This window comes from Sphaerisporangium sp. NPDC051017 (genome assembly GCF_040683095.1).
In the GTDB taxonomy this organism is placed as follows: Bacteria; Actinomycetota; Actinomycetes; order Streptosporangiales; family Streptosporangiaceae; genus Sphaerisporangium.
This window is the reverse complement of record NZ_JBFBCI010000015.1, coordinates 36,885-57,103: the sequence shown is the minus strand read 5'-3', so window position 1 is coordinate 57,103 and position 20,219 is coordinate 36,885. Positions and strand designations below refer to the sequence as shown.

The window sequence follows — 20,219 nt, the reverse complement described above, 5'->3', positions numbered from 1 at the left end:
CACCATGCGTACCCTCCGCAACGGCTTCGACACGCCGGTGGGACGAATCACGAGACGGCTCCCCGGCCGCGGGCGAACCCGCGCGGGTCAGTCGGAGCTCTCGCCTCCGGGGACCCCGAGGAAGCGCTGGAGGTACAGGCCCTCACCGAGCGTGCTCAGCAACTGCAGCTCGGTCTCCAGGTAGTCGATGTGGTGCTCCTCGTCCTGGAGGATGTCCTCGAAGATGCGGGCCGAGGTGATGTCCCCCCGCTCGCGCATCAGGGCGATCCCCGGGCGCAGGCGGGCCACCACACCGAGTTCGAGCTGAAGATCTGACTCCAGCTGCTCCTTGACGGTCTGGCCGATGTGCAGCGTGCCGAGCTTCTGGTAGTTGGGAAGCCCTTCGAGGAAGAGGATGCGGTCGGTGAGCGTCTCGGCGTGCCGCATCTCGTCGATCGACTCGGCGCGCGTGTACGCGGCGAGCTTGGTGTAGCCCCAGTGCTCCTGCATCTTGGCGTGCAGGAAGTACTGGTTTATAGCGGTCAGCTCGGATGTGAGCTGCTCGTTCAGCAGAGCGATGATGTCCTTGTCCCCCTGCATGGGCAGACCCTCATTTCACGCGGTTGCGACAAGCTCCGTAGATCGGTTCAGAATCGCACAGATCTTGCGGACACATGTCGCGCAGTCCTTGCCCGCGCCCGTGATGTCGCGTACTTGGCGTGCCGTCCTCGCACCTGCGGCGATACAGGCGTGAACCTCGTTCTCCGTCACAGCCTCGCAGATGCACACGTACATGCTGAAAACGCCCTTCGGGGAATGGGGGAAAAGGTAAGCCTCACCTTAGCGGACCAAGGTAAGGCTTGCCTATGTGAGTTCCTCCACACTTACCCCCCTATTGGGGGGCGCGGGCGTGCCCGTGAGCCGGGGTCAGTGACCCCGGGCGATCCATTTCTCCAGGTCAGGGGCCTCAGCCCCGATGCTGGTCTCGTCGCCGTGGCCGGTGCGCACCACCGTCTCCGGCGGCAGGACGAGCAACCGATCCCTGATCGAGCCGATGATGGTGTCGAACGAGGAGTACGACCGGCCGGTCGCGCCCGGCCCGCCCGAGAACAGCGTGTCTCCGCTGAAGACGGTGCCGAGGTCCGGCGCGTACAGGCAGACCGCCCCGGGCGCGTGACCCGGCGTGTGCAGCACGCGCAGGCCGGTCCCCGCGACCTCGACGACCTGCCCGTCCCGCAGCGGGTCGAACCCGCGGTCGGCGTACACCATGCGCCACAACACCTCGTCGTCCGGGTGGAGCAGGATCGGCGCGCCCGTGGCGTCGGCCAGCTCCTCGGCCGCGTTGACGTGGTCGTTGTGGGCGTGCGTGCAGACGATCGCCTTCAGCCGCCGGTCGCCCACCGCCGCCGTGATCGCCGCGGCGTCGTGGGCCGCGTCGATCACCACCACCTCGCGCTCGTCGCCGACCAGCCAGACGTTGTTGTCGACGTCCCACGTGCCGCCGTCCAGCGTGAACGTCCCGGACGTGATCAGGCGGCCGATGCCCGCCGTGCCGCTCACAGGACCACCACCGAACGCAGAACCTCACCGCGGTGCATCTTGCCGAACGCCTCCTCGACCTGGCCCAGCTCGATGGTCTCGGAGACGAACCCGTCGAGGTTCAGCCGGCCCTGCAGGTAGAGGTCGATCAGCATGGGGAAGTCGCGGCTCGGCAGGCAGTCGCCGTACCAGGAGGACTTCAGCGAGCCGCCGCGGCCGAAGACGTCCAGCAGCGGCAGCTCCAGCGTCATGTCCGGCGTCGGCACACCGACCAGCACGACCGTGCCGGCCAGGTCGCGGGCGTAGAACGCCTGCCTGTAGGTCTCCGGGCGCCCGACCGCGTCGATCACGACGTCGGCGCCGTGGCCGCCGGTCAGCTCGCGGATCGCCTCGACCGGGTCGGCGGTCCTGGAGTTGATCGTGTGCGTCGCGCCGAACTGTCCAGCCCAGTCCAGCTTGCGGTCGTCGACGTCCACCGCGATGATCTTCGCGGCGCCGGCCAGCGACGCGCCGAGGATCGCGGCATCGCCCACCCCGCCGCAGCCGATGACCGCGACCGAGTCGCCGCGGCCGACGTTGCCGGTGTTCAGCGCCGCGCCGAGCCCGGCCATCACGCCGCAGCCGAGCAGTCCCGCCACCGCCGGCCGCGCGGCCGGGTCGACCTTGGTGCACTGCCCGGCGGCGACCAGCGTCTTCTCGGCGAACGCGCCGATGCCGAGCGCCGGGCTGAGCGGGGTGCCGTCCTCCAGGGTCATCTTCTGGGTGGCATTGTGCGTGTTGAAGCAGTACCACGGACGGCCGCGCAGGCACGCCCGGCAGTCGCCGCACACGGCCCGCCAGTTGAGGATCACATAGTCGCCGGGGGCCACGCCGGTCACGCCCGGCCCGACCGCCTCGACCACGCCCGCGGCCTCGTGCCCGAGCAGGAAGGGAAACTCGTCGTTGATCCCGCCCTCGCGGTAGTGCAGGTCGGTGTGACACACCCCGCACGCCTGGACGTTCACCACGGCCTCGCCCGGCCCCGGGTCCGGGACGACGACCGTCCGCACCGAAACCGGCTCACCCTTACCTGCGGCGATCACGCCCTGCACTTCGTACGGCATGCTGACTCCATTCCATATTCATCGCTGTTCCGCGCGTGTCGACCAATGTGCGCCCTGGTGAAGGCGTCGACGGCGCTCACGACCCTGACGACCGTTGTCGATGACCGGCCCGCCCGTCAAGTCCGGCGCCGCCGGTGATCCCCTACCGGCCGTCGATCTCGCCGTCCGAGGCGTCCTCGACGAGCCGGAACAGCTCCGCCCGCACCATCTGGATCCTCGGGATGTCCCTGAGCGTGATCTCGCCCTTGTCGGACGCCGACTCCACCACCAGGGTGCCGCACCCGAGCATGCGCTCGACGAACGTCTGGTCGGAGCTGACGCTGTTGACCTTCGCCAGCGGGATGTCGTCGTCGGACTTGTTCAGGATGCCCGTGCTGATGTTGAAGCGGTGGGTGGTGAGCGTGTACGACGTGGTCTTCCAGCGCAGATACGGGATGAACGACCAAAGGATCAGCGCGACCACGGAGACCACGGCGACCGCGATCCACGCGTAACGGACGTACTCGTAGTCCGTGGGAATGTAGATGAACGCCACGCTGGAGACGGCGATGACGAAGACCAGCGCGATGAACGGCACGACCAGCCGCTTCCAGTGCGGGTGGAACGAGTGGACGACCCGCTCCCCGGTCGTCAGATGATGTTCAGGGAGACCCATGGGGCAAATCGTGGCACGGCGATCAGCCCTGCGTCTGCCCCATGCGCGGCGCCATGCCGATACCCGGACGGCACGGGCGTTCCCTTGGCCCGATCTTGACCCGCGCGCCCGCGAGGGTCACGTCGCGCGGACGTGGACGACGTCGCCCACGCTGACCGCCCGCTCCACCCCGCCGGACGTGACGAGCAGATGGCCCGACCCGTCCACGCCGGTGGCCCGGCCCTCCAGGATGCGCTCGCCCGGCAGCTCCACCCGGACGTCCCGGCCGATCGTGGCGCTCATCGCGACGTAGGCGGCCCGCAGCCCGCTGGCGTCCGGGTCGCCCCCGGCGGCCACCCACTCGCGGTAGTGCGTCTCGATCTCGCGCAGCACCGCGCGGATCAGCGGGTCACGGTCGGCGCACTCGGCGTCCTCCAGGGCCAGGGAGGTCGCGGTGGACACCGGCAGTTCCTCGGCGCGCACCGACACGTTCAGCCCCATGCCGACGATCACCGCGCTGTCGACCCGCTCGGCGAGCACCCCCGCCAGCTTGCGCTCTCCGGCCAGCAGGTCGTTCGGCCACTTCAGCCGGACGTCCACGCCCGCGACGCGGCGGACCGCCGAGGCGGCGGCCAGCGCCACCAGCAGCGTCACCCAGCCCTGCCGGACCACGGGGACCGGCGGCCGCAGCAGGACGGAGAACGTCAGCCCCGACCGCGCGGGCGCCGTCCACACCCGGCCGAGGCGGCCGCGCCCGGCCAGCTGGAGCTCGGCGATCAGCACGGCACCCTCGCGCGCGCCCTCACGGGCGGCCTGCGCCAGGTCGGCGTTGGTGGAGCCGGTGCGTTCGACGACGCTGAGGCGGGACCACAGGCCGTCCGGCCGGACGAGCGCCCGGGTCAGCGCCTCCTGCGAGAGCGGCGGCCGGTCGAGATCGGTGTACGGCGAGTCAAGCACGCCTCCATCCTCCTCCCTCCGCCGCGGTGATGTGCCACTCCGGGGGTGCGGACCGGCGAAGACTCCCTTATGCCCGCCATGCCCGCGAGATTTTGTCCTCCCCTTACCTGACCTCCGGCCGGGCGCGCGGGGCCGCCGGTGGTCAAACAGGGAGGAGGGGTGATGCTATGGGTACGTCGCCCGCACGACCGCGGCGGGCGCCCGGAACGGCCGGAGACGGCGGCAACGGCTCGGAACGGCCAGGAACCGGCTAGGAACAAGCGAGAAACGGTGGACCCCCGGTGAGCAAGCGTCTTGACCCTCGGAACTGGGCGAGCTGGAAGCCCTTCGGCATCGGCGAGCGCAAACCCAACAACTACCTCGAACTGTGGAAGGCGTTCCGATCGGTCAAGGGCAACCGGCGCTACGCGTGGCGCGTACTGACCCAGGGCACCTGCGACGGCTGCGCGCTCGGCACGCGCGGCATGCGCGACTGGACGATGGACGAGATCCATCTGTGCAACATCCGGCTGCGCCTGCTCAAGCTGAACACCATGCCCGCGCTGGACACCTCGCTGCTGGCGGACGTCGCCCCCCTCGCCGGGATGCGCAGCGCGGCGCTGCGCGACCTCGGCCGCCTGCCGTACCCGATGCTGCGGCGCAGGGGCGAGCCCGGGTTCACCCGCGTGAGCTGGGACGACGCGCTGGAGCTCGCCGCGTCCCAGGTGCGCGGCCACCGGCTCGGCGTGTACCTCACCAGCCGGGGGATGCCGAACGAGAACTACTTCGCCGCGCAGAAGGCCGTGCGGGCGCTCGGCACCAACTCGATCGACAACGCGGCGCGCATCTGCCACTCGCCCTCCACGGTCGCGCTCAAGCAGACCATCGGCGCCGCGGCGACCACCTGCTCCTACACCGACTGGATCGGCTCCGACCTGATCGTCTTCATCGGGTCCAACCCGTCCAACAACCAGCCGGTCGCGATGAAGTACCTGTACCACGCCAAGAAGGCGGGCACCCGCGTCGCGATGGTCAACGCCTACCGCGAGCCGGGCATGGAGCGCTACTGGGTGCCGTCCAACGCCGAGTCCGCGATGTTCGGCACGAAGATCACCGACCACTTCTTCGGGGTGAACGTCGGCGGCGACATCGGCTTCCTCAACGGCGTGCTCAAGCACCTGATCGAGAACGACTGGCTGGACAAGGCGTTCATCGACGACCACACCGCCGGTTTCGAGGAGGCGCGGGCGGCGGTGGCCGCGCAGTCGTGGGAGGAGCTGGAGGCGCTGAGCGGCGCCACCCGCGAGCAGATGCACGAGCTGGCCGCCCTGCTGGGCCGGGCGAAGTCGGCCGTGCTGGTCTGGTCGATGGGCATCACCCAGCACACCTACGGCGAGGACAACGTCCGCTCGATCGTCAACCTCGCGCTGGCCCGCGGCTTCGTCGGGCGCGACAACTGCGGGCTCATGCCGATCCGCGGGCACAGCGGCGTCCAGGGCGGCGCCGAGATGGGCGCGTACGCGACCGGCCTGCCCGGCGGGCTGCCCGTCACCCCGGAGAACGCCGAGATGTTCGGTGAGAAGTGGGGCTTCGAGGTGCCCGTCGCGCCGGGCCTGACCGCCACCGACATGATCGACGCCGCGCACGCGCGGGAGCTGGACGTGCTGATCTCCTCCGGCGGCAACTTCCTGGAGGTGCTGCCCGACCCCGCGTACTGCCGCGAGGCGCTGTCCCGCCTGCCGCTGCGCGTCCACGTCGACATCGTCCTGTCCAGCCAGATGCTGGTCGAGTCCGAGGGCGACGTGCTGCTGCTGCCCGCGCAGACGCGGTACGAGATGGAGGGCGGCGTCACCGAGACCTCGACCGAGCGCCGCGTCATCTTCTCCCCCGAGGTCGCCGGGCCGCGCGTCGGCGAGGCGTGGCCGGAGTGGAAGATCTTCACTGAGCTGGCCGCGCGCGCCCGCCCGGAGCTGGCCGGCCGGGTGCGCTACCCGGGAGGCACCGCGGAGATCCGGCGGGACATCGAGGCGGCCGTGCCGTTCTACACGGGAATCGCCGGGCTCACGAAGTTCGGCGACAACGTGCAGTACGGCGGGCGGCACCTGTGCCCTGGCGGGCGTTTCCCCACCTCGGACGGCCTCGGCCACTTCTCCGCCGTCCCCGTGCCCACGCTCGAACGGCCCGGCGGCGCGTTCATGGTCGCCACCCGGCGCGGCAAGCAGTTCAACAGCATGGTCCACGAGCGGCGGGACGGCTTCAACGGCGCGACCCGCGAGGCCGTTCTGATGAGCCCGTACGACGCCGACCGCCTGGGGCTGGCCGACGGCGCCGAGGTCGAGCTGACCGGGGCCGCCGGGCGATTCACCGGGCGCGTGCTGCGGGCGCCGCTCACCCCGGGGAACCTGCAGATCCACTGGCCCGAGGGCAACGTCCTGCTCGACCCGCACCGCCGCTCCCCCGACGCCCGCATCCCCGACTACAACGCCACCGTCACCCTCCGCGCCCTGTGACCCCCGCCATGACGATCCCCGACACGGGCACGGACGCGGCCGGGCCCCGGCTCACCCACAACGGCCCCCGGCGCGCGTACGGAGTCCGCGGAACCACCGCCGAGCCCCGGCTCACCCATGAGCGGGTACGGACTCTGCGAGACCTTCACGCGACGACCACCGACCTTCGGCTCACCCATGACGGCCGGCGACGCGGGTAAGGAGCATGCCATGACCAGCATCGACGCCGACCTGGCCGCGAGGTCCGCGCGTCCCGGGCCGACGACGCGGGCCCGGGTCCGGGAGGTCTCGCGCACGTCCGTACGCGACCGCCGCGACGACCTGGCCACCGAGGAGCCCCTGGAGATCCGCATCACGGCCGGCGGCGAGACCCGTACCCTCGCCGTCACCATGCGCACCCCCGGCGCCGACTTCGAGCTCGCCGCCGGCTTCCTCTCCGGCGAGGGCATCGCGGGGCCGGGCGACATCGCCTCGATCGCGTACTGCACCGACGAGGATCTGCCGCCCGAGGCCCGCTACAACACGGTGACCGTACGTCTGCACGGCCCGGCCCTGCCCGACCTACCCACCATGCACCGACATTTCATGACATCGAGCGCCTGCGGCGTCTGCGGCACCGCCAGCCTCGAAGCCCTCAACACCCGCCACACCCCTGCAGCCGGCACCGGCCCCTCCAGCGCCACCGGCTCCTCCGCCCCCGACGCCTCCACCGCCCGCACGCCCGGGAGCCCCGCCAACCCCTCCGGAAGTGCCGGATTCGCCCCTGCCGCCCCGCCGTTCGGCCCGGTCCCCGCCGAGACCCTGTACGACCTCCCGCGGCACCTCAGACAGGCCCAGGGCATCTTCGGCAAGACCGGCGGCCTCCACGCGGCGGGTCTCTTCACCGCCGACGGCACCCTGCTCGCCCTGCGCGAGGACGTCGGCCGCCACAACGCCGTCGACAAACTCGTCGGCTGGGCCCTCCTGTCCGGCCGCCTCCCCCTGACGTCCCGCCTCCTCCTGGTGAGCGGCAGAACCAGCTACGAGATCATGCAAAAAGCCCTGGCAGCAGGCCTCCCCATGGTCTGCGGCGTCTCGGCCCCCTCCTCCCTCGCCGTGAACCTGGCCCGAGAGTTCAACATGACCTTGGTCGGCTTCCTCAGAGACGAACGCTTCAACATCTACTCGGGCCCCGACCGCGTCACTCTGCCTGAGGCAAGGGCGTAAGCCGATCAGCGGAGCGGGAAAGGAACAAGATGACGCGATCGGCCACGAAGCATCACAAAAATAATCCCCGCCAGTCCAGGCACAGCCGGGACGGCGGGGAGCAGTACCTTCTTTATAGGGACTACCGAGGCCGAGGTCAACTCGCAGGCGGTTTCCTAACTTAGCGCTGACCGATCGATTACCAAGGGCCACAATCGCCTGCGAGGCGCCGGGCGTCAGCCGGTGTTCTGGAGGCCGGCGGCCACGCCGTTGACGCTGAGGAGCAGGAGGGTTTCGAGGCGTTCGCGTTCGTCTCCGCTGAGGTCGGAGGCGGCACGGAGGGCCGACAGGGCTCGCAGTTGCAGGTGGGAGAGCGCGTCGACGTACGGGTCGCGGAGCTGGACGGCGCGGGACAGGACGCGCCGGCTTTCCAGCAGGCGGGAGTGGCCCGTCACCGCGAGGACCAGCTCGCGGGTCAGGTCGTACTCGGCGAGGACCTGGTCGGCGAAGTCCTGGCGTCCGCCGAGGGCCAGGTAGCGGGCGGCGATCTGGCGGTCGGTCTTGGCCAGGGACATCTCGGCGTTGTCCAGCAGCGAGGCGAACAGCGGCCACTCGCGGTAGGCCCGGCGCAGCTCCTCCAGCCCCGGCCCGATCTCGACCGGCGACCCCGCCCGCCCCGTCTCGGCCGGCGACTCCGCTCGCCCGTTTTCCGGTGAGGCGGCGGCCGTCGTGACGGGAGCGCTCGGCGCGGCGTCCTCGGCGGAGCGGGTGGCGGCGAGGAGGCCGCTGCCGAGGCCGTACCAGCCGGGGAGGTTGACGCGGGTCTGCGCCCACGCGAACACCCACGGGATCGCCCGCAGGTCGTCGAGGGACTTGGGCGCGCCGAGGCCGCGGCGGGCCGGGCGGGAGCCGAGGCGCAGGGAGCCGATCTCCTCCAGCGGACTGACCAGGCCGAACCACTCGGGGAAACCGGGCGCCTCGGTGAGCGAGCGGTAGGCATGCTCGGAGGCGGAGGCGACCCGCTCGGCCAGCAGGCGGTAGCGCGCGGCGGCGTCGGCCGTGCGGGACTCCACCGAGGGGGTGGAGGCGAGCAGCACCGCGTTGGTGACCTGCTCGATGTGGCGCAGGGCGATGGCCGGGTGGCCGTACCGGGCGAAGATGACCTCGCCCTGCTCGGTGACCTTGAACCGGCCGGACACCGACCCGGGGGCCTGGGCGAGCACGGCCCGGTTGGCGGGCCCGCCGCCCCGGCCGAGCGCGCCGCCGCGGCCATGGAAGAGCGTCAGCCGGATGTCGTTGGTGAGCGCCCAGGACGCCAGCTCGGCTTGCGCGTCGTACAGCTTGAGGGTGGCGGCGGCGGGGCCGAGCTCCTTGGCCGAGTCGGAGTACCCGAGCATGACCTCCAGGCGCCGGCCGGCCTGCTCCAGGCGCCGCTGGACGGCGGGGATGCGCAGCATGCCGCTGAGGACGTCCGCCGAGTTGGCGAGGTCCTCCCCGGACTCGAAGAGCGGCACGACGTCCAGGACGGGCGCGCGGGCGCCGAGGGCGTGCTCGGCCAGCTCGTACACGGCGGCGACGTCGTCGGCCGAGCGGGTGAAGGACACGACGTACCGGTGGCAGGCGCGGACGCCGAAGCGCTCCTGGATCCAGGCGATCATGCGGATGGTCGCCAGGACCTCCTCGGTGCGCTCCGAGGTCTTGCCCTCCCGCAGCTCCTCCAGGGCCGTGGCGTGGACCTGGGAGTGCTGGCGGACCTCCAGCTCGGCGAGGTGGAACCCGAAGGTCTCGACCTGCCAGATGAGCTGCTGGATCTCGCCGTACGCCTGCCGGACGGCCCCGCCGGCGACCAGGGACGCCTGGCAGGTGCGCAGGTCGCGCAGCAGCTCGTCCGGCGAGCGGTAGGCGAGGTCGAGGTCGCGGCGGCGGGTGGCGGCGATGCGGGCGGCCACGAACAGCATCCACTGCCGGTGCGACTCGCGGGGCGCGCGGGTGGCCAGCTCGGAGACCAGCTCGGGGTGGTCGTCGACGGCCAGGGCGATCGCGTCGGCGAGGTCCTTGCTCGGGCCGCCGAAGGTGACCGAGACGGTGAGTGCGCGCCCGATGCGGGTGGCGGCGTTCTCCAGGGCCGTCAGGACGTGGTCGGCCTGGATCAGCACGGCCTCGCGGGTGACGCGGGCGGTGACGTTGGGGTTGCCGTCGCGGTCGCCGCCGATCCAGCTTCCGTAGCGGATGTACGCCTTGGCCTTCGGCTCGCGGGTGCCGGTGCCCTCGGCGAGCGCGGCGTCCAGGGACCGGTAGACGCGCGGGACGGTGCGGAAGAGCGTCTCGTCGAAGGCCGCCATCGCGGTGCGGACCTCGTCGAGCGGGTCGAGCTTGGTGTGCCGGAGCTGGGCCGTGCGCCAGAGGAGGTCGATCTCCTCCAGGAGGCGGCGGTGGGCCTCCTGCCGCTCCTGGGCGCCGCGCTCGGGCGCGTTGTACTCGGCGAGTTGGGCGCTGATCCGCTGGATGGCCGTGGCGATCGCGCGGCGGCGGGCCTCGGTCGGGTGGGCGGTCAGCACCGGCCGGAACTCCAGGTCGGCGATGAGCCGCGTCAGCTCGTCCTCGCCGAGGTCGTGCTTGAGCTCGGCGACGGCCTGGGCCAGCGAGTCGGGCAGGGCCGCCTCGCCGGTGTCCCGGGACCTCAGAATGCGGATCCTGTAGTGCTCTTCGGCGAGGTTGACCAGGTGGAAGTAGCAGGTGAAGGCACGGGCGATCTGCACGCTGCGCTCGATCGGCCACTCGGCGACCATGGCGGCCACCTCGTCGACGGAGATCTCGCGCCTGCGGGCGGCGATCACGGCCTTGCGGAGGCGTTCGACGTCGGACAACAGGTCGGGCCCGCCGTCCTCGGCGATCACGCGACCCAACGACTCACCGAGCATGCGCACGTCGGCGCGCAGCTCGTCTGGCATCTCGGAAACGGCGCTGTGCCGTTCGGTGAAGGAACGGTCTGCCTGCTGCGAAGCGATGGCGGCCATAGCAGGAAGGGTATCCAAGCGCCGGCCGGAGCTGGATACCGGTCTCACCTAATGGACTAGACCAATGCGACGGCCTGTCGGGAACCTCGGACAGGGCATCTAACAGGGCCTCTAACAGGGCCTCGGACAAAGTGCCTCAGGCGGGCCGGGAGACGGCGGCGATGATCTCCCATGGCTGAAGCCAGGCGTCCGCGCCCTAGATTTCCGATCGGGTGGGCCGACCGGCGACTCGGTGTGACGGCGTCGTTCGCGGGAGGACTACCCTACGGGCATGAGCGCTGAGCCCGTGTCACACAGCGAGGGCGTCGACCCGCACACCACCGCGGGCAAGATCGCCGACCTTGAGCGGCGCCTCGACGAGGCCGCGCACGCCGGTTCCGCGCGTGCGGTCGAGAAGCAGCACGCCAAGGGGAAGATGACCGCCCGCGAGCGGCTGGTCGACTTCCTGGACGAGGGGTCGTTCGTCGAGTTCGACGAGCTGGCCCGCCACCGGTCGTCCAACTTCGGCCTGGAGCGCGAGCGCCCGTACGGCGACGGCGTGGTAACCGGCTACGGCACGGTGTCCGGCCGCCCGGTGGCGGTGTTCGCGCAGGACTTCACCATCTTCGGCGGCTCGCTCGGCGAGGTCTTCGGCGGGAAGATCGTCAAGGTCATGGACCACGCCCTGAAGACGGGCTGCCCGGTGGTCGGCATCAACGACTCCGGCGGCGCCCGCATCCAGGAGGGGGTCGTCTCACTCGGGCTCTACGCCGAGATCTTCAAGCGCAACGTGCACGCCTCGGGCGTGATCCCGCAGATCTCGCTGATCATGGGGCCTTGCGCGGGAGGCGCGGTGTACTCGCCCGCGCTCACGGACTTCGTGCTGATGGTGCGCGAGAAGTCCCACATGTTCATCACCGGGCCGGACGTGATCAAGACGGTGACCGGCGAGGAGGTCACCTTCGAGGAGCTCGGCGGCGCGCACACCCACAACTCCAAGTCGGGCGTCGCGCACTACGAGGCCGTGGACGAGGCCGACTGCCTGGAGTTCGCCCGGGCGCTGCTGTCGTACCTGCCGTCCAACAACATGGACGAGGCGCCGGCCTTCGACAGCCCGGCCGAGCTCACGGTCACCGACGCCGACCGCGAGCTGGACGTGCTGATCCCCGACTCGGCCAACCAGCCATACGACATGCACCAGGTGATCGAGCACGTCCTGGACGACGGCGAGTTCCTGGAGATCCACGCCGGGTTCGCGCCGAACATCGTGGTCGGGTTCGGGCGGGTCGAGGGGCGGCCGGTCGGGGTCGTCGCCAACCAGCCGATGAGCTTCGCCGGGACGCTCGACATCGCCGCCTCCGAGAAGGCCGCGCGGTTCGTCCGCACCTGCGATGCCTTCAACATCCCCGTCCTGACATTCGTGGACGTGCCCGGCTTCCTCCCGGGCACCGACCAGGAGTGGAACGGAATCATCCGGCGCGGGGCCAAGCTGCTGTACGCCTACGCCGAGGCGACCGTTCCGCTGGTCACCGTCATCACCCGCAAGGCGTACGGCGGGGCGTACGACGTCATGGGGTCCAAGCACCTCGGCGCCGACATCAACCTGGCGTGGCCGACGGCGCAGATCGCCGTGATGGGCGCGCAGGGCGCGGTGAACATCCTGTACCGCCGCGAGCTGGCGACGGCCGAGGAGCCGGAGAAGGAGCGCGCGCGCCTGATCGCCGACTACGAGGACACGCTCGCCAACCCCTACCTGGCGGCCGAGCGGGGGTACGTCGACGCGGTGATCCGCCCGTCGGACACCCGGATCAAGATCGTCCGGGCGCTGCGCGCGCTGCGCAACAAGCGGGCGACCCTGCCGCCGAAGAAGCACGGCAACATCCCGCTGTAGGAGGAAGGGTCCATGGCTCAGCCGTATCTGAGGGTCGTGCACGGGGCGGCCACGCCGGAGGAACTAGCCGCGCTGGTCATCGCGGTGGCGACAAGGGCGGCAACTCCCCCGCAACCCGCCCAAAAGCCAGCTTCGTGGCGTAACCCTGCACACCTGATGAGAACACCACTCTTCGCAGGGGCGGGGGCGTGGCGAGCGAGCTCACGACCTCATTAGATCTTCGGAAGTGGGTGTCAAGCGAGCCAAGAGTTGGGACTATCTAGAAATGGGGGAATATAGTCAGCCGATCATCGCCTGAGTCAGAGGCCCTGGAGGAGAGCATGGCAATCCCGGACCTCACACCGCATCCAGTGGCGGCCAAATACGCCGTACTCGTGGATGTCGGCTACCTCTACGCGGCCGCGGGCGAGGTCCTCTTGGGCGCCAAAGAGCGCAAAGAATACCGCGTCTCCGCCGACGAGCTCATCCAGGCACTCAAGAAGCATGCCATGGAGCGCATCCCCGGTGAGCTCCTCCGCGTCTACTGGTACGACGCCGCCCGCGACCGCGTGCCCACCGTCGACCAGCGGGTCATCGCCCAGCTTCCCTGGGTGAAGGTCCGCCTCGGCAACCTGAACGCCCGGGGGCAGCAGAAGGGCGTCGACGCGCAGATCCGCAGCGACCTCGAGGCGCTGGCCCGCCACCACGCGGTGAGCGACACCGTCCTCATCGCCGGGGACGAGGACATGGTGCCCGCCGTCGAGGCCGCGCAGACCTTCGGCGTGCGCATCCACCTGTGGGGTGTCGAGCCCCCGTATGGAACGAATCAGGCCGAACGGCTCGTATGGGAGTCCGACACCGTCGAGGAACTGGGCGCCGACTTCCTGCGCCCCTACTTCAGCCGCGCCGCCCAGGTCGTCCCCGCCGCGGCGCCCTCCCCGCCCTCGCCCGCCCAGGTCTTCGCCGGACGCACGCCGATCAGCGCCAAGCCCGCCGTCAAGCACCCCGGCCAGGTCACCAAGCTCGGCCCGAGCCGCCCGAGGGTCGAGGAGGTCGGCGAGCACGTCGCGCAGAAGTGGATACTCACCCGCGGCCGCGACAACATCCGCGACCTGCTTCCCGGCCCACTCCTGCCGACCGTCATCGACACCGAACTACTCATCGAGGCCGAAAAGGAACTGGGCCACTCCCTGCGCCCGTACCCCGAGGCCCGCGTCTGGCTCCGCGACGGCTTCTGGGCCCGCGTCTACCGAGAATTCGACCTGGGAGTCGGCATCTCCACCAAGTAACCACCCGCGCCCCAAAACCGCAGCCAGCCCATTTCTCCCCCCATCACCTCCCCCACCCCATGCCTCCCCCACCCCATGCCTCCCCCAGCACCGGCCTCACCACATCCCCAGCAGGGGCTCGCTCATTTCCCCGCCGTGGGGCTCGTTCTCACGGGCGCCGACGCGGTGGGACGTAGGCCGGCGAACACGGCGCCCATAACGGCGGCCCACCGGCAACCACGCCCAACGGATGTGTCCGATTTCCGCTAGATCATCCTGTACGCGTGGTGCATCCCTCGCGGTATCGTCTGGTCACCCCACCGATGGAAGATCGCTTCACGGGCGCACGGCGGGAGATGGTGAGGTCCGAATTCCGCCAGTGGCTCGCCTTCGGCGGGGCATAGCGTGAGGGTGTGACACCCCATCAGACGCTCGACTTCGACTCCTGTTACCGGGCGGTCAGCGCCCGGGACACCAGGTTCGACGGGCGGTTCTATACGGCCGTCACGTCGACGGGCATCTACTGCAGGCCCGTCTGCCCCGCGCGTACACCAGCCCGGCAGAACGTCCGCTTCTACCGGCACGCCGCCTCCGCCGAGGCCGCCGGGTTCCGCCCGTGCCGCCGCTGCCGCCCCGAGCTCAGCCCCGGCGACCCCGGCTGGGACGTCGCCGCCGACCTGGTCGGGCGGGCGCTTCGGCTGATCGACGACGGCGTGGCCGACGAGTACGGCGTCGCCGGGCTCGCGGGCCGGTTGCACGTGACCGAGCGCCACCTTCTGCGCCTGTTCACCGCGCGCCTCGGCGCGGGGCCGCTGGCGGTGGCGAGGACGCGACGGCTCCTGCTGGCCAAGCAGCTTCTGACCGAGACGTCCCTGTCGATCAGCGATGTCGCCTTCGCGGCGGGCTTCGGCAGCGTCCGCCAGTTCAACGCCACGATGAAGGATGCCTACGGCTTCGCCCCCAGCGACCTCCGCAAGTCGTCCGGACCTCGTACCCGGCCGACCGGAAAGCCCGCCGGCCCTCCTCCTCCGAACGGCGACCCCGCCCTGTCACCTCCAGCGGACCCTCGCGGCCGGCCGCTGACCTCCGCCCCCCGTACCCGGGTGGACGGAAGGGCGCTCGCGCAGGGCACCCCGGCAGCGCTGACCCTCAGGCTCAACCACCGCAAGCCGTACGACGCCGGCAACCTGCTCGGGTTCCTCGCGGCGCGGGCGATCCCGGGCGTCGAGCAGGCGACCTCCACGGTCTACCGCCGCGCCGTCCCCGGGGGCGTCATCACGCTGACGCCCGCCGACGGCCACATCGACCTGTCGGTGACGCTGGACGACACCCGTCACCTCGCCAGGATCGTCTCCCGCTGCCGCCGCCTGCTCGACCTGGACGCCGACCCCGACGCCATCGCCGACGCGCTCAGGACCACCATGCTGCGTCCGCTCGTCGAAGCCCGTCCCGGGCTGCGCGTCCCCGGCGCCTTCGACGGTTTCGAACTGGCCGTCCGCGCGGTGGTGGGCCAGCAGGTGTCCGTGGCGGGCGCCAGAACCCTTCTCGGCCGCATCGCATCCCGCGCGGGAGCCCCCGCCGAACCTGCCCCACCGGACGCCCCCGTCCCCGCCGGCCGTGACGGTCGTGGTGCCACGGGTGCGCCCGAGGTGGACGGCGGGCGGCCGTACCTGCTCTTCCCCACCGCCGGGCAGCTCGCCGGGGCGGATCTCACCGGTCTCGGCATGACCGGGCGGCGGGTAGAGACGCTCAAGATCCTCGCCGAGAGGACGGCCAAGGGCGAGATCCACCTGGACGGAGGCGCCGACCCGGCCGAGACGGCGGCGCGGTTGATGGAGATCCCGGGAATCGGCCCGTGGACCACTGGTTACATCGTGATGCGCGCCCTGCGCGACCCGGACGCCTGGCCCTCGGGCGATCTCGCCCTGCGCAAGGCGATGAAGGCGCTCGACATCACCGAACACGACGTCGAACGGTGGCGCCCCTGGCGGGCGTACGCCGCTCTCTACCTCTGGAGCACCCTATGACCGAGACGATCGACGCGCAGGTCCTGCCCACCCCGATCGGCCCATTGTCGCTGCTCACGCACGGCGGCGTGCTGGTCGCGGCCGGCTTCACCGGCGCGCCCCTCGAGATGTTCGCCCGGCTCTCCCCGGCGCTCAGGGCGCTCCCCCTGAACGTCGTGGACGACCTCGGCAAGCCGGCGCAGGCCGTGCGGGACTACCTCGACGGAGACCTGTTCGCACTGGACGGTGTGGAGGTCGAACAGCCGGGCACGCCCCGCCGCCAGCGCCTTCTGGCCGCCCTGCGCGCCGTCCCGCCGGGGACGACCGTGTCCTACGCCGAGCTGGCCGAGCGCGCCGGCATGCCGAAGACGGCGGCCCGCGCGGCGGGAGGCGCCTGCGCGCAGAACCTGATCGCCCCCTTCGTCCCCTGCCACCGCGTGCTGCCGCAGGCGGGCGGCTTCGGCGGCTACTACTACGGCCCGCACGTGAAGGAATGGCTCCTCGGCCACGAGAAGGCCCTGTGACGGCGTGGCCACCGCCCCGGCGAGACCGTCACCGAGCAGGCAGCGGCGCTGATACGCCTCGAGAACGTCGCCGACGTGGATGGACGGCCACCACGACGGAGTGAGCGCTCATTCACTGGTCACGGAGTGACCCGCAACCTTTATGCCTGACCGTCTCGGACGGTCACAGGCCGGATCAGCGGGCGGTGGCTCTCCTGGAGGCCTTCGGGGAGGGTGTCAGGGGTGAACCAGCGGGCTTCCAGGATCTCCAGGGAGTCGACGCGCAGCGTTCCCCCCGTCACGCCGACCACGAACTTGGCGTGGCGCAGCCAGAGCAGTCGCCAGTCAGCTTCTCGGTCGTGAACGACCGAGCTTGCAGCTCCTCGCCGTCGATGGCGTCGACAGTTCGGGCCGCGTACGGCAGCGTGACTCACTGCCCGGCATGGCAAGCCATGCCGCGTGTCGCAGTGCCGATAACGGACCAGAGAGCCGTTCCCCAGCGAACCGGGTGCGTTCAATCCCGTCACTGCATCACCGAGAGTAACAACGAAACCACAAATAGGGAAACCATTCCTCTCGGGTGTGAACACCCGAGGTTCCTGGCTAGGCAGCGCTGAAGCGGGCCCGCGAGGGCTCGCTTCAGCGCTGCGATGAGCTGCTTCACGCGGGTTCCTCCGCAAAGGTCCGGGCGACATGCCGCCGGCGCGGCATGACCCATGATCCTGGCACGGAGGCCCCGGAGCGGACCCGGTTTCCGGACATCGGCCCGCGAGCACCCGGGCCAAGCGCCGGACCCATCCCGGACCCGGGGCCGAACGTGTCGTGACGGGACCATGATCTCCGCGTGAAGGGTCGTCGCCGCTCTTTTCAGCATGGATTTCCCGATTTACGTTCACCGTGACCCGGACCAAACCCCCTAGTCACGGGAGATTCGGCATGCTCCGACGTAAGCTCGCCTCACTCGTCCTCGCGGTATCGGCCATCGCGGTGATCGGCATCACAGGGACGGCGGACGCCGCGGCCGGCGACGCGGACCTCGCGTACCGATGGGCCCCCATCCACTACCAGGACAGCGCCTCGTCCAAGTACACGGCCGACTATCTGGCCCCGGTGGACTACGACGGAGACTGGAACACGCGCAACAACTGGGAGAACCTCGACGCGAACGTCCCCCGGCTCGTCGGCACGGTCTACTACTCGGTGGTAGAAACCGACACCCACTGGTTCATCACGTACGCCTTCTTCCACCCGCGCGACTGGAAGACGCTCGGCCCGCACGAGAACGACATGGAAGGGCTGCTGCTCACGGTCAGGAAGGACGGCAGCCAGTACGGCGTGCTCCAGGCGATGGTCACGCTGTCCCATGACAACTTCTACTCCTACACGCCGCCGGGCAGCCCGTTCACCAACGGGCGCGAGAACATCGACGGCACCCTGATCATGCAGAACTGGGACGGCCAGGCGCACCCGACCGGCTTCCAGGAGGCCAAGGGCCACGGCTACAAGGCGTGGAACGGCGGCGGCTTCCCCGGCGGCGACGGCATCGTCTACTACCCGAGCCGCGGGGACGGCGAGGTGCCGTCCGGCGGCGACGACCGGTCGGTCGCCTACCGCCTGGTCGACATCTTCGGCGCGGGCGGCCTGTGGGACCGCCGCTTCGACGCCCAGCCGTACGCGTCCTGGGGCACGTTCGCGGGCGACAACGGCCGCGCGAACGCCGCCCACGCGCCGTGGGCCTGGGACGACATGGACGACGGCAGCGACCTGCAGCCCGGCGTCATCGCCACCGACCCCGCGTACCTGATCTCCAAGTACTTCGCCAACCTGGGCACCTACAGCCTGAACTACACGCGCAACACCTACCGCCATTAGGGGCGCGGTCCCACCGGGGCGCCGGGCAGAGCCGCCCGCGCGCCTCGGCGGGCCCGGCAAGGAGTCCGATCAGGAGTTGCGGGGAGTGTCGCGGACGATGCTCTGGACCTCGCCGACCGGGACGTCCCTGGCGGCTGCCACTTGGACGGGGGCGTAGGCGAAGCCGGCCACGGCGGCGGTCACCGTCCAGACGGTGGTGACCTGCAGGGTGTACGTCCTGCGGGGCTGGTCGGCGGAGGCGCGGAGGTAGCGGACGCCGCAGGAGAAGGCCCCGCCCTTGACGTACGGGTGGCCGGTGGGGCCGCAGTCCTCCTTGACCTCGGCGCGGTCGGAGGTCGTGCCGGGGTCGATGTTCACCCTGCTCAGGTTCGCGGTGACGGTGGCGGACATGATGCCGGGCAGTTCCGCGGTCACCGAGCGGGTGGGGGCGCCGATGCCGGTCAGCCACACCCAGGTGGGCAGGTTGACGTAGCTCTTGACGTTCGGGTTGAGCTGGATCTTGGGCTCGGGGACGGTCAGCGCGGCGCGCGCGATCTGGTACAGCTCCTCCAGGGTGATCCCGCCCGGCGGCGTGCCGCCCGCGGGCACCCACACGGCGCCCTGCAGCCCGGACCAGCACGCGAGCCCGTCGGGGTCGGCCGCGTTGAAGGCGGGCGTCCACCACCGGCCGTCCTGGCCCACCTTGTCCGCGAACTGCTCCATGTGCTTCTTGTGGTCCTGCTCGCTGGCGTTCGGGTTGACGTGGCGCCAGTAGACGTCGACGTCCTGCTGCTTCTTCAGCATCGCGTCGGCGTCGTCGCCGGGCTCGTACCAGCAGGGACGTTTCACCCGGTAGCCGTCGCCCTTGCCGCCGAGGCCGTCACCGCTCACGACGATCTTGGAGTGCTGGAGGACGACGCCGCTGGTCCGGCCGTCCTGGAATCCCGTGCCCTTCGGCCCTCCGTCGTCCCCGTACGCGGCGGCCTGGATGAAAGGGCTCAGCGCGGCGGCGAGCGCCATGGCGATCAGTGTTCTCATCGGCGGCACTCCTTAGCGCGCTGATGGGGGTAGGCGGCGTGCATGAAGGCCCTGGTGCGCCAGGCTCCGTCGTCGCCCCTGCGCAGGGCGGCGACCTGGAGGTAGATCGCGGCGGGCGGCCGGGTCCAGGACGGCTGGGTGGTGACGGGCCGCCCGTCGGTGCCGGTGACCTGGAGGCCGGACTCGTCGACGCACGCGTCGACCTCCGCGCCCCGGCCGACGACCGAGGCGACCCGCAGGGCGTACAACTTGGCGGTCCCGGTGGCGGACTCGCCGCGGTTCAGGAAGCCGCGCACCCAGGTGTAGGCGTCGCGGGCGGCCTCGTCCTCGACGCCGTCGAGGTAGGACTTGTCCTCGCCGCCGGTGGTGACGGCCCGCCACGCGCCGACGTAGCCGTCGGTGAAGGATCTGACCATGGCCTGCCGCGCGGAGTCCAGTCCGGCGGGCCACTCGATCGACACCGACAGGCCGGGGGCGACGTCGACCGTCTCGGCGCCCGCGGTGGACAGGGCCTTCGGGGCTCCGGGCGTGACGACACCCGCTCCCGATGAGACGTCCGAGGTGGCTCCCGGCGCGGGGGTGGCGCCGGACGAACCGCCGGGAGTGAACGGACGCTCCGCGCCGGCCGCGCAGCCCGTGGCGAGCAGCGCGACGGCGAGGGCGACCCGCATCCGCATACCCGCGACGCTAACCGTGCCCCGCCCGCCCCAACCACCGTTTTGCGGGTATCGGCATGACTCGCCGGAATCATCGCGTCCCACGAGCACCGCCACCTTCACCCTTTCCCGCACCGTTCGCTCC

Annotated in this window: 18 protein-coding genes; 8 read left to right on the top strand and 10 right to left on the bottom strand. The window is 70.9% G+C overall.

Annotated features, from left to right (window positions below):
• Positions 1 to 87: 87 nt before the first annotated feature.
• The 6 genes from bfr to AB0M95_RS15345 all read right to left on the bottom strand — a co-directional run bounded on the left by bfr (position 88) and on the right by AB0M95_RS15345 (position 4,212).
• A complete protein-coding gene (gene bfr / locus AB0M95_RS15370; protein WP_358524752.1) occupies positions 88 to 579 on the bottom strand; it encodes a bacterioferritin in 492 nt (163 codons plus the stop codon).
• 15 nt (positions 580 to 594) lie between these two features.
• Positions 595 to 774: a (2Fe-2S)-binding protein gene (locus AB0M95_RS15365; protein ID WP_114031390.1), complete on the bottom strand. Its 180-nt coding sequence runs from the start codon at positions 772 to 774 to the stop codon at positions 595 to 597.
• A 132-nt stretch (positions 775 to 906) separates the two neighbouring features.
• On the bottom strand, positions 907 to 1,539 hold the full coding sequence (locus tag AB0M95_RS15360; RefSeq protein ID WP_363764127.1) for an MBL fold metallo-hydrolase: 633 nt from the start codon (positions 1,537 to 1,539) through the stop codon (positions 907 to 909).
• Positions 1,536 to 2,621 (bottom strand): S-(hydroxymethyl)mycothiol dehydrogenase, encoded by a 1,086-nt coding sequence (locus tag AB0M95_RS15355; protein WP_358524757.1) that lies wholly within the window; start codon positions 2,619 to 2,621, stop codon positions 1,536 to 1,538. Before AB0M95_RS15355 ends, AB0M95_RS15360 begins: the two co-directional genes overlap by 4 nt.
• A 142-nt stretch (positions 2,622 to 2,763) precedes the next feature.
• Positions 2,764 to 3,276 (bottom strand): PH domain-containing protein, encoded by a 513-nt coding sequence (locus AB0M95_RS15350; RefSeq protein WP_363764124.1) that lies wholly within the window; start codon positions 3,274 to 3,276, stop codon positions 2,764 to 2,766.
• Between the two features lie 117 nt (positions 3,277 to 3,393).
• Positions 3,394 to 4,212: a biotin--[acetyl-CoA-carboxylase] ligase gene (locus AB0M95_RS15345; protein ID WP_363764121.1), complete on the bottom strand. Its 819-nt coding sequence runs from the start codon at positions 4,210 to 4,212 to the stop codon at positions 3,394 to 3,396.
• Between the two features lie 281 nt (positions 4,213 to 4,493).
• Here AB0M95_RS15345 and AB0M95_RS15340 point away from each other — a divergent pair, with 281 nt between their 5' ends.
• Positions 4,494 to 6,701, top strand: coding sequence for an FdhF/YdeP family oxidoreductase (locus AB0M95_RS15340; protein WP_358524766.1), 2,208 nt, complete (start codon positions 4,494 to 4,496; stop codon positions 6,699 to 6,701).
• 210 nt (positions 6,702 to 6,911) lie between these two features.
• A complete protein-coding gene (locus AB0M95_RS15335) occupies positions 6,912 to 7,907 on the top strand; it encodes a formate dehydrogenase accessory sulfurtransferase FdhD (RefSeq protein ID WP_363764118.1) in 996 nt (331 codons plus the stop codon).
• A gap of 215 nt (positions 7,908 to 8,122) precedes the next feature.
• Here the strand turns inward: AB0M95_RS15335 and AB0M95_RS15330 are convergent, their stop codons facing one another.
• Positions 8,123 to 10,903 carry a phosphoenolpyruvate carboxylase gene (locus AB0M95_RS15330; RefSeq protein WP_363764115.1) on the bottom strand — a complete coding sequence of 927 codons (2,781 nt, stop codon included), beginning with the start codon at positions 10,901 to 10,903 and terminating at the stop codon, positions 8,123 to 8,125.
• A 271-nt stretch (positions 10,904 to 11,174) separates the two neighbouring features.
• Between AB0M95_RS15330 and AB0M95_RS15325 the strand changes: the two genes are divergently transcribed.
• From AB0M95_RS15325 to AB0M95_RS15305, 5 genes are all read left to right on the top strand, one after another.
• Positions 11,175 to 12,773, top strand: coding sequence for an acyl-CoA carboxylase subunit beta (locus AB0M95_RS15325; RefSeq protein ID WP_363764112.1), 1,599 nt, complete (start codon positions 11,175 to 11,177; stop codon positions 12,771 to 12,773).
• Positions 12,774 to 12,785: 12 nt separating this feature from the next.
• Positions 12,786 to 12,989: an acyl-CoA carboxylase subunit epsilon gene (locus AB0M95_RS15320; RefSeq protein ID WP_358524776.1), complete on the top strand. Its 204-nt coding sequence runs from the start codon at positions 12,786 to 12,788 to the stop codon at positions 12,987 to 12,989.
• A gap of 104 nt (positions 12,990 to 13,093) precedes the next feature.
• Positions 13,094 to 14,041 carry an NYN domain-containing protein gene (locus AB0M95_RS15315; protein ID WP_358524778.1) on the top strand — a complete coding sequence of 316 codons (948 nt, stop codon included), beginning with the start codon at positions 13,094 to 13,096 and terminating at the stop codon, positions 14,039 to 14,041.
• A 392-nt stretch (positions 14,042 to 14,433) separates the two neighbouring features.
• Positions 14,434 to 16,047 (top strand): AlkA N-terminal domain-containing protein, encoded by a 1,614-nt coding sequence (locus AB0M95_RS15310; protein WP_363764108.1) that lies wholly within the window; start codon positions 14,434 to 14,436, stop codon positions 16,045 to 16,047.
• Positions 16,044 to 16,550, top strand: a complete 507-nt coding sequence (locus AB0M95_RS15305) for a methylated-DNA--[protein]-cysteine S-methyltransferase (RefSeq protein ID WP_363764105.1) — start codon at positions 16,044 to 16,046, stop codon at positions 16,548 to 16,550. The genes AB0M95_RS15310 and AB0M95_RS15305 overlap by 4 nt, the downstream gene beginning before the upstream one ends.
• A 140-nt stretch (positions 16,551 to 16,690) precedes the next feature.
• Here AB0M95_RS15305 and AB0M95_RS15300 read toward each other — a convergent pair whose 3' ends face one another.
• Entirely contained in the window at positions 16,691 to 16,840 is a 150-nt protein-coding gene (locus AB0M95_RS15300) for a hypothetical protein (RefSeq protein WP_363764102.1), read from the bottom strand.
• Positions 16,841 to 17,465: 625 nt separating this feature from the next.
• Between AB0M95_RS15300 and AB0M95_RS15295 the strand changes: the two genes are divergently transcribed.
• Positions 17,466 to 18,401, top strand: coding sequence for a hypothetical protein (locus tag AB0M95_RS15295; RefSeq protein WP_363764099.1), 936 nt, complete (start codon positions 17,466 to 17,468; stop codon positions 18,399 to 18,401).
• A 69-nt stretch (positions 18,402 to 18,470) separates the two neighbouring features.
• Here AB0M95_RS15295 and AB0M95_RS15290 read toward each other — a convergent pair whose 3' ends face one another.
• Positions 18,471 to 19,418 (bottom strand): hypothetical protein, encoded by a 948-nt coding sequence (locus AB0M95_RS15290; RefSeq protein ID WP_363764096.1) that lies wholly within the window; start codon positions 19,416 to 19,418, stop codon positions 18,471 to 18,473.
• Positions 19,415 to 20,095 carry a hypothetical protein gene (locus AB0M95_RS15285; RefSeq protein ID WP_363764093.1) on the bottom strand — a complete coding sequence of 227 codons (681 nt, stop codon included), beginning with the start codon at positions 20,093 to 20,095 and terminating at the stop codon, positions 19,415 to 19,417. Before AB0M95_RS15285 ends, AB0M95_RS15290 begins: the two co-directional genes overlap by 4 nt.
• Positions 20,096 to 20,219 lie beyond the last annotated feature (124 nt).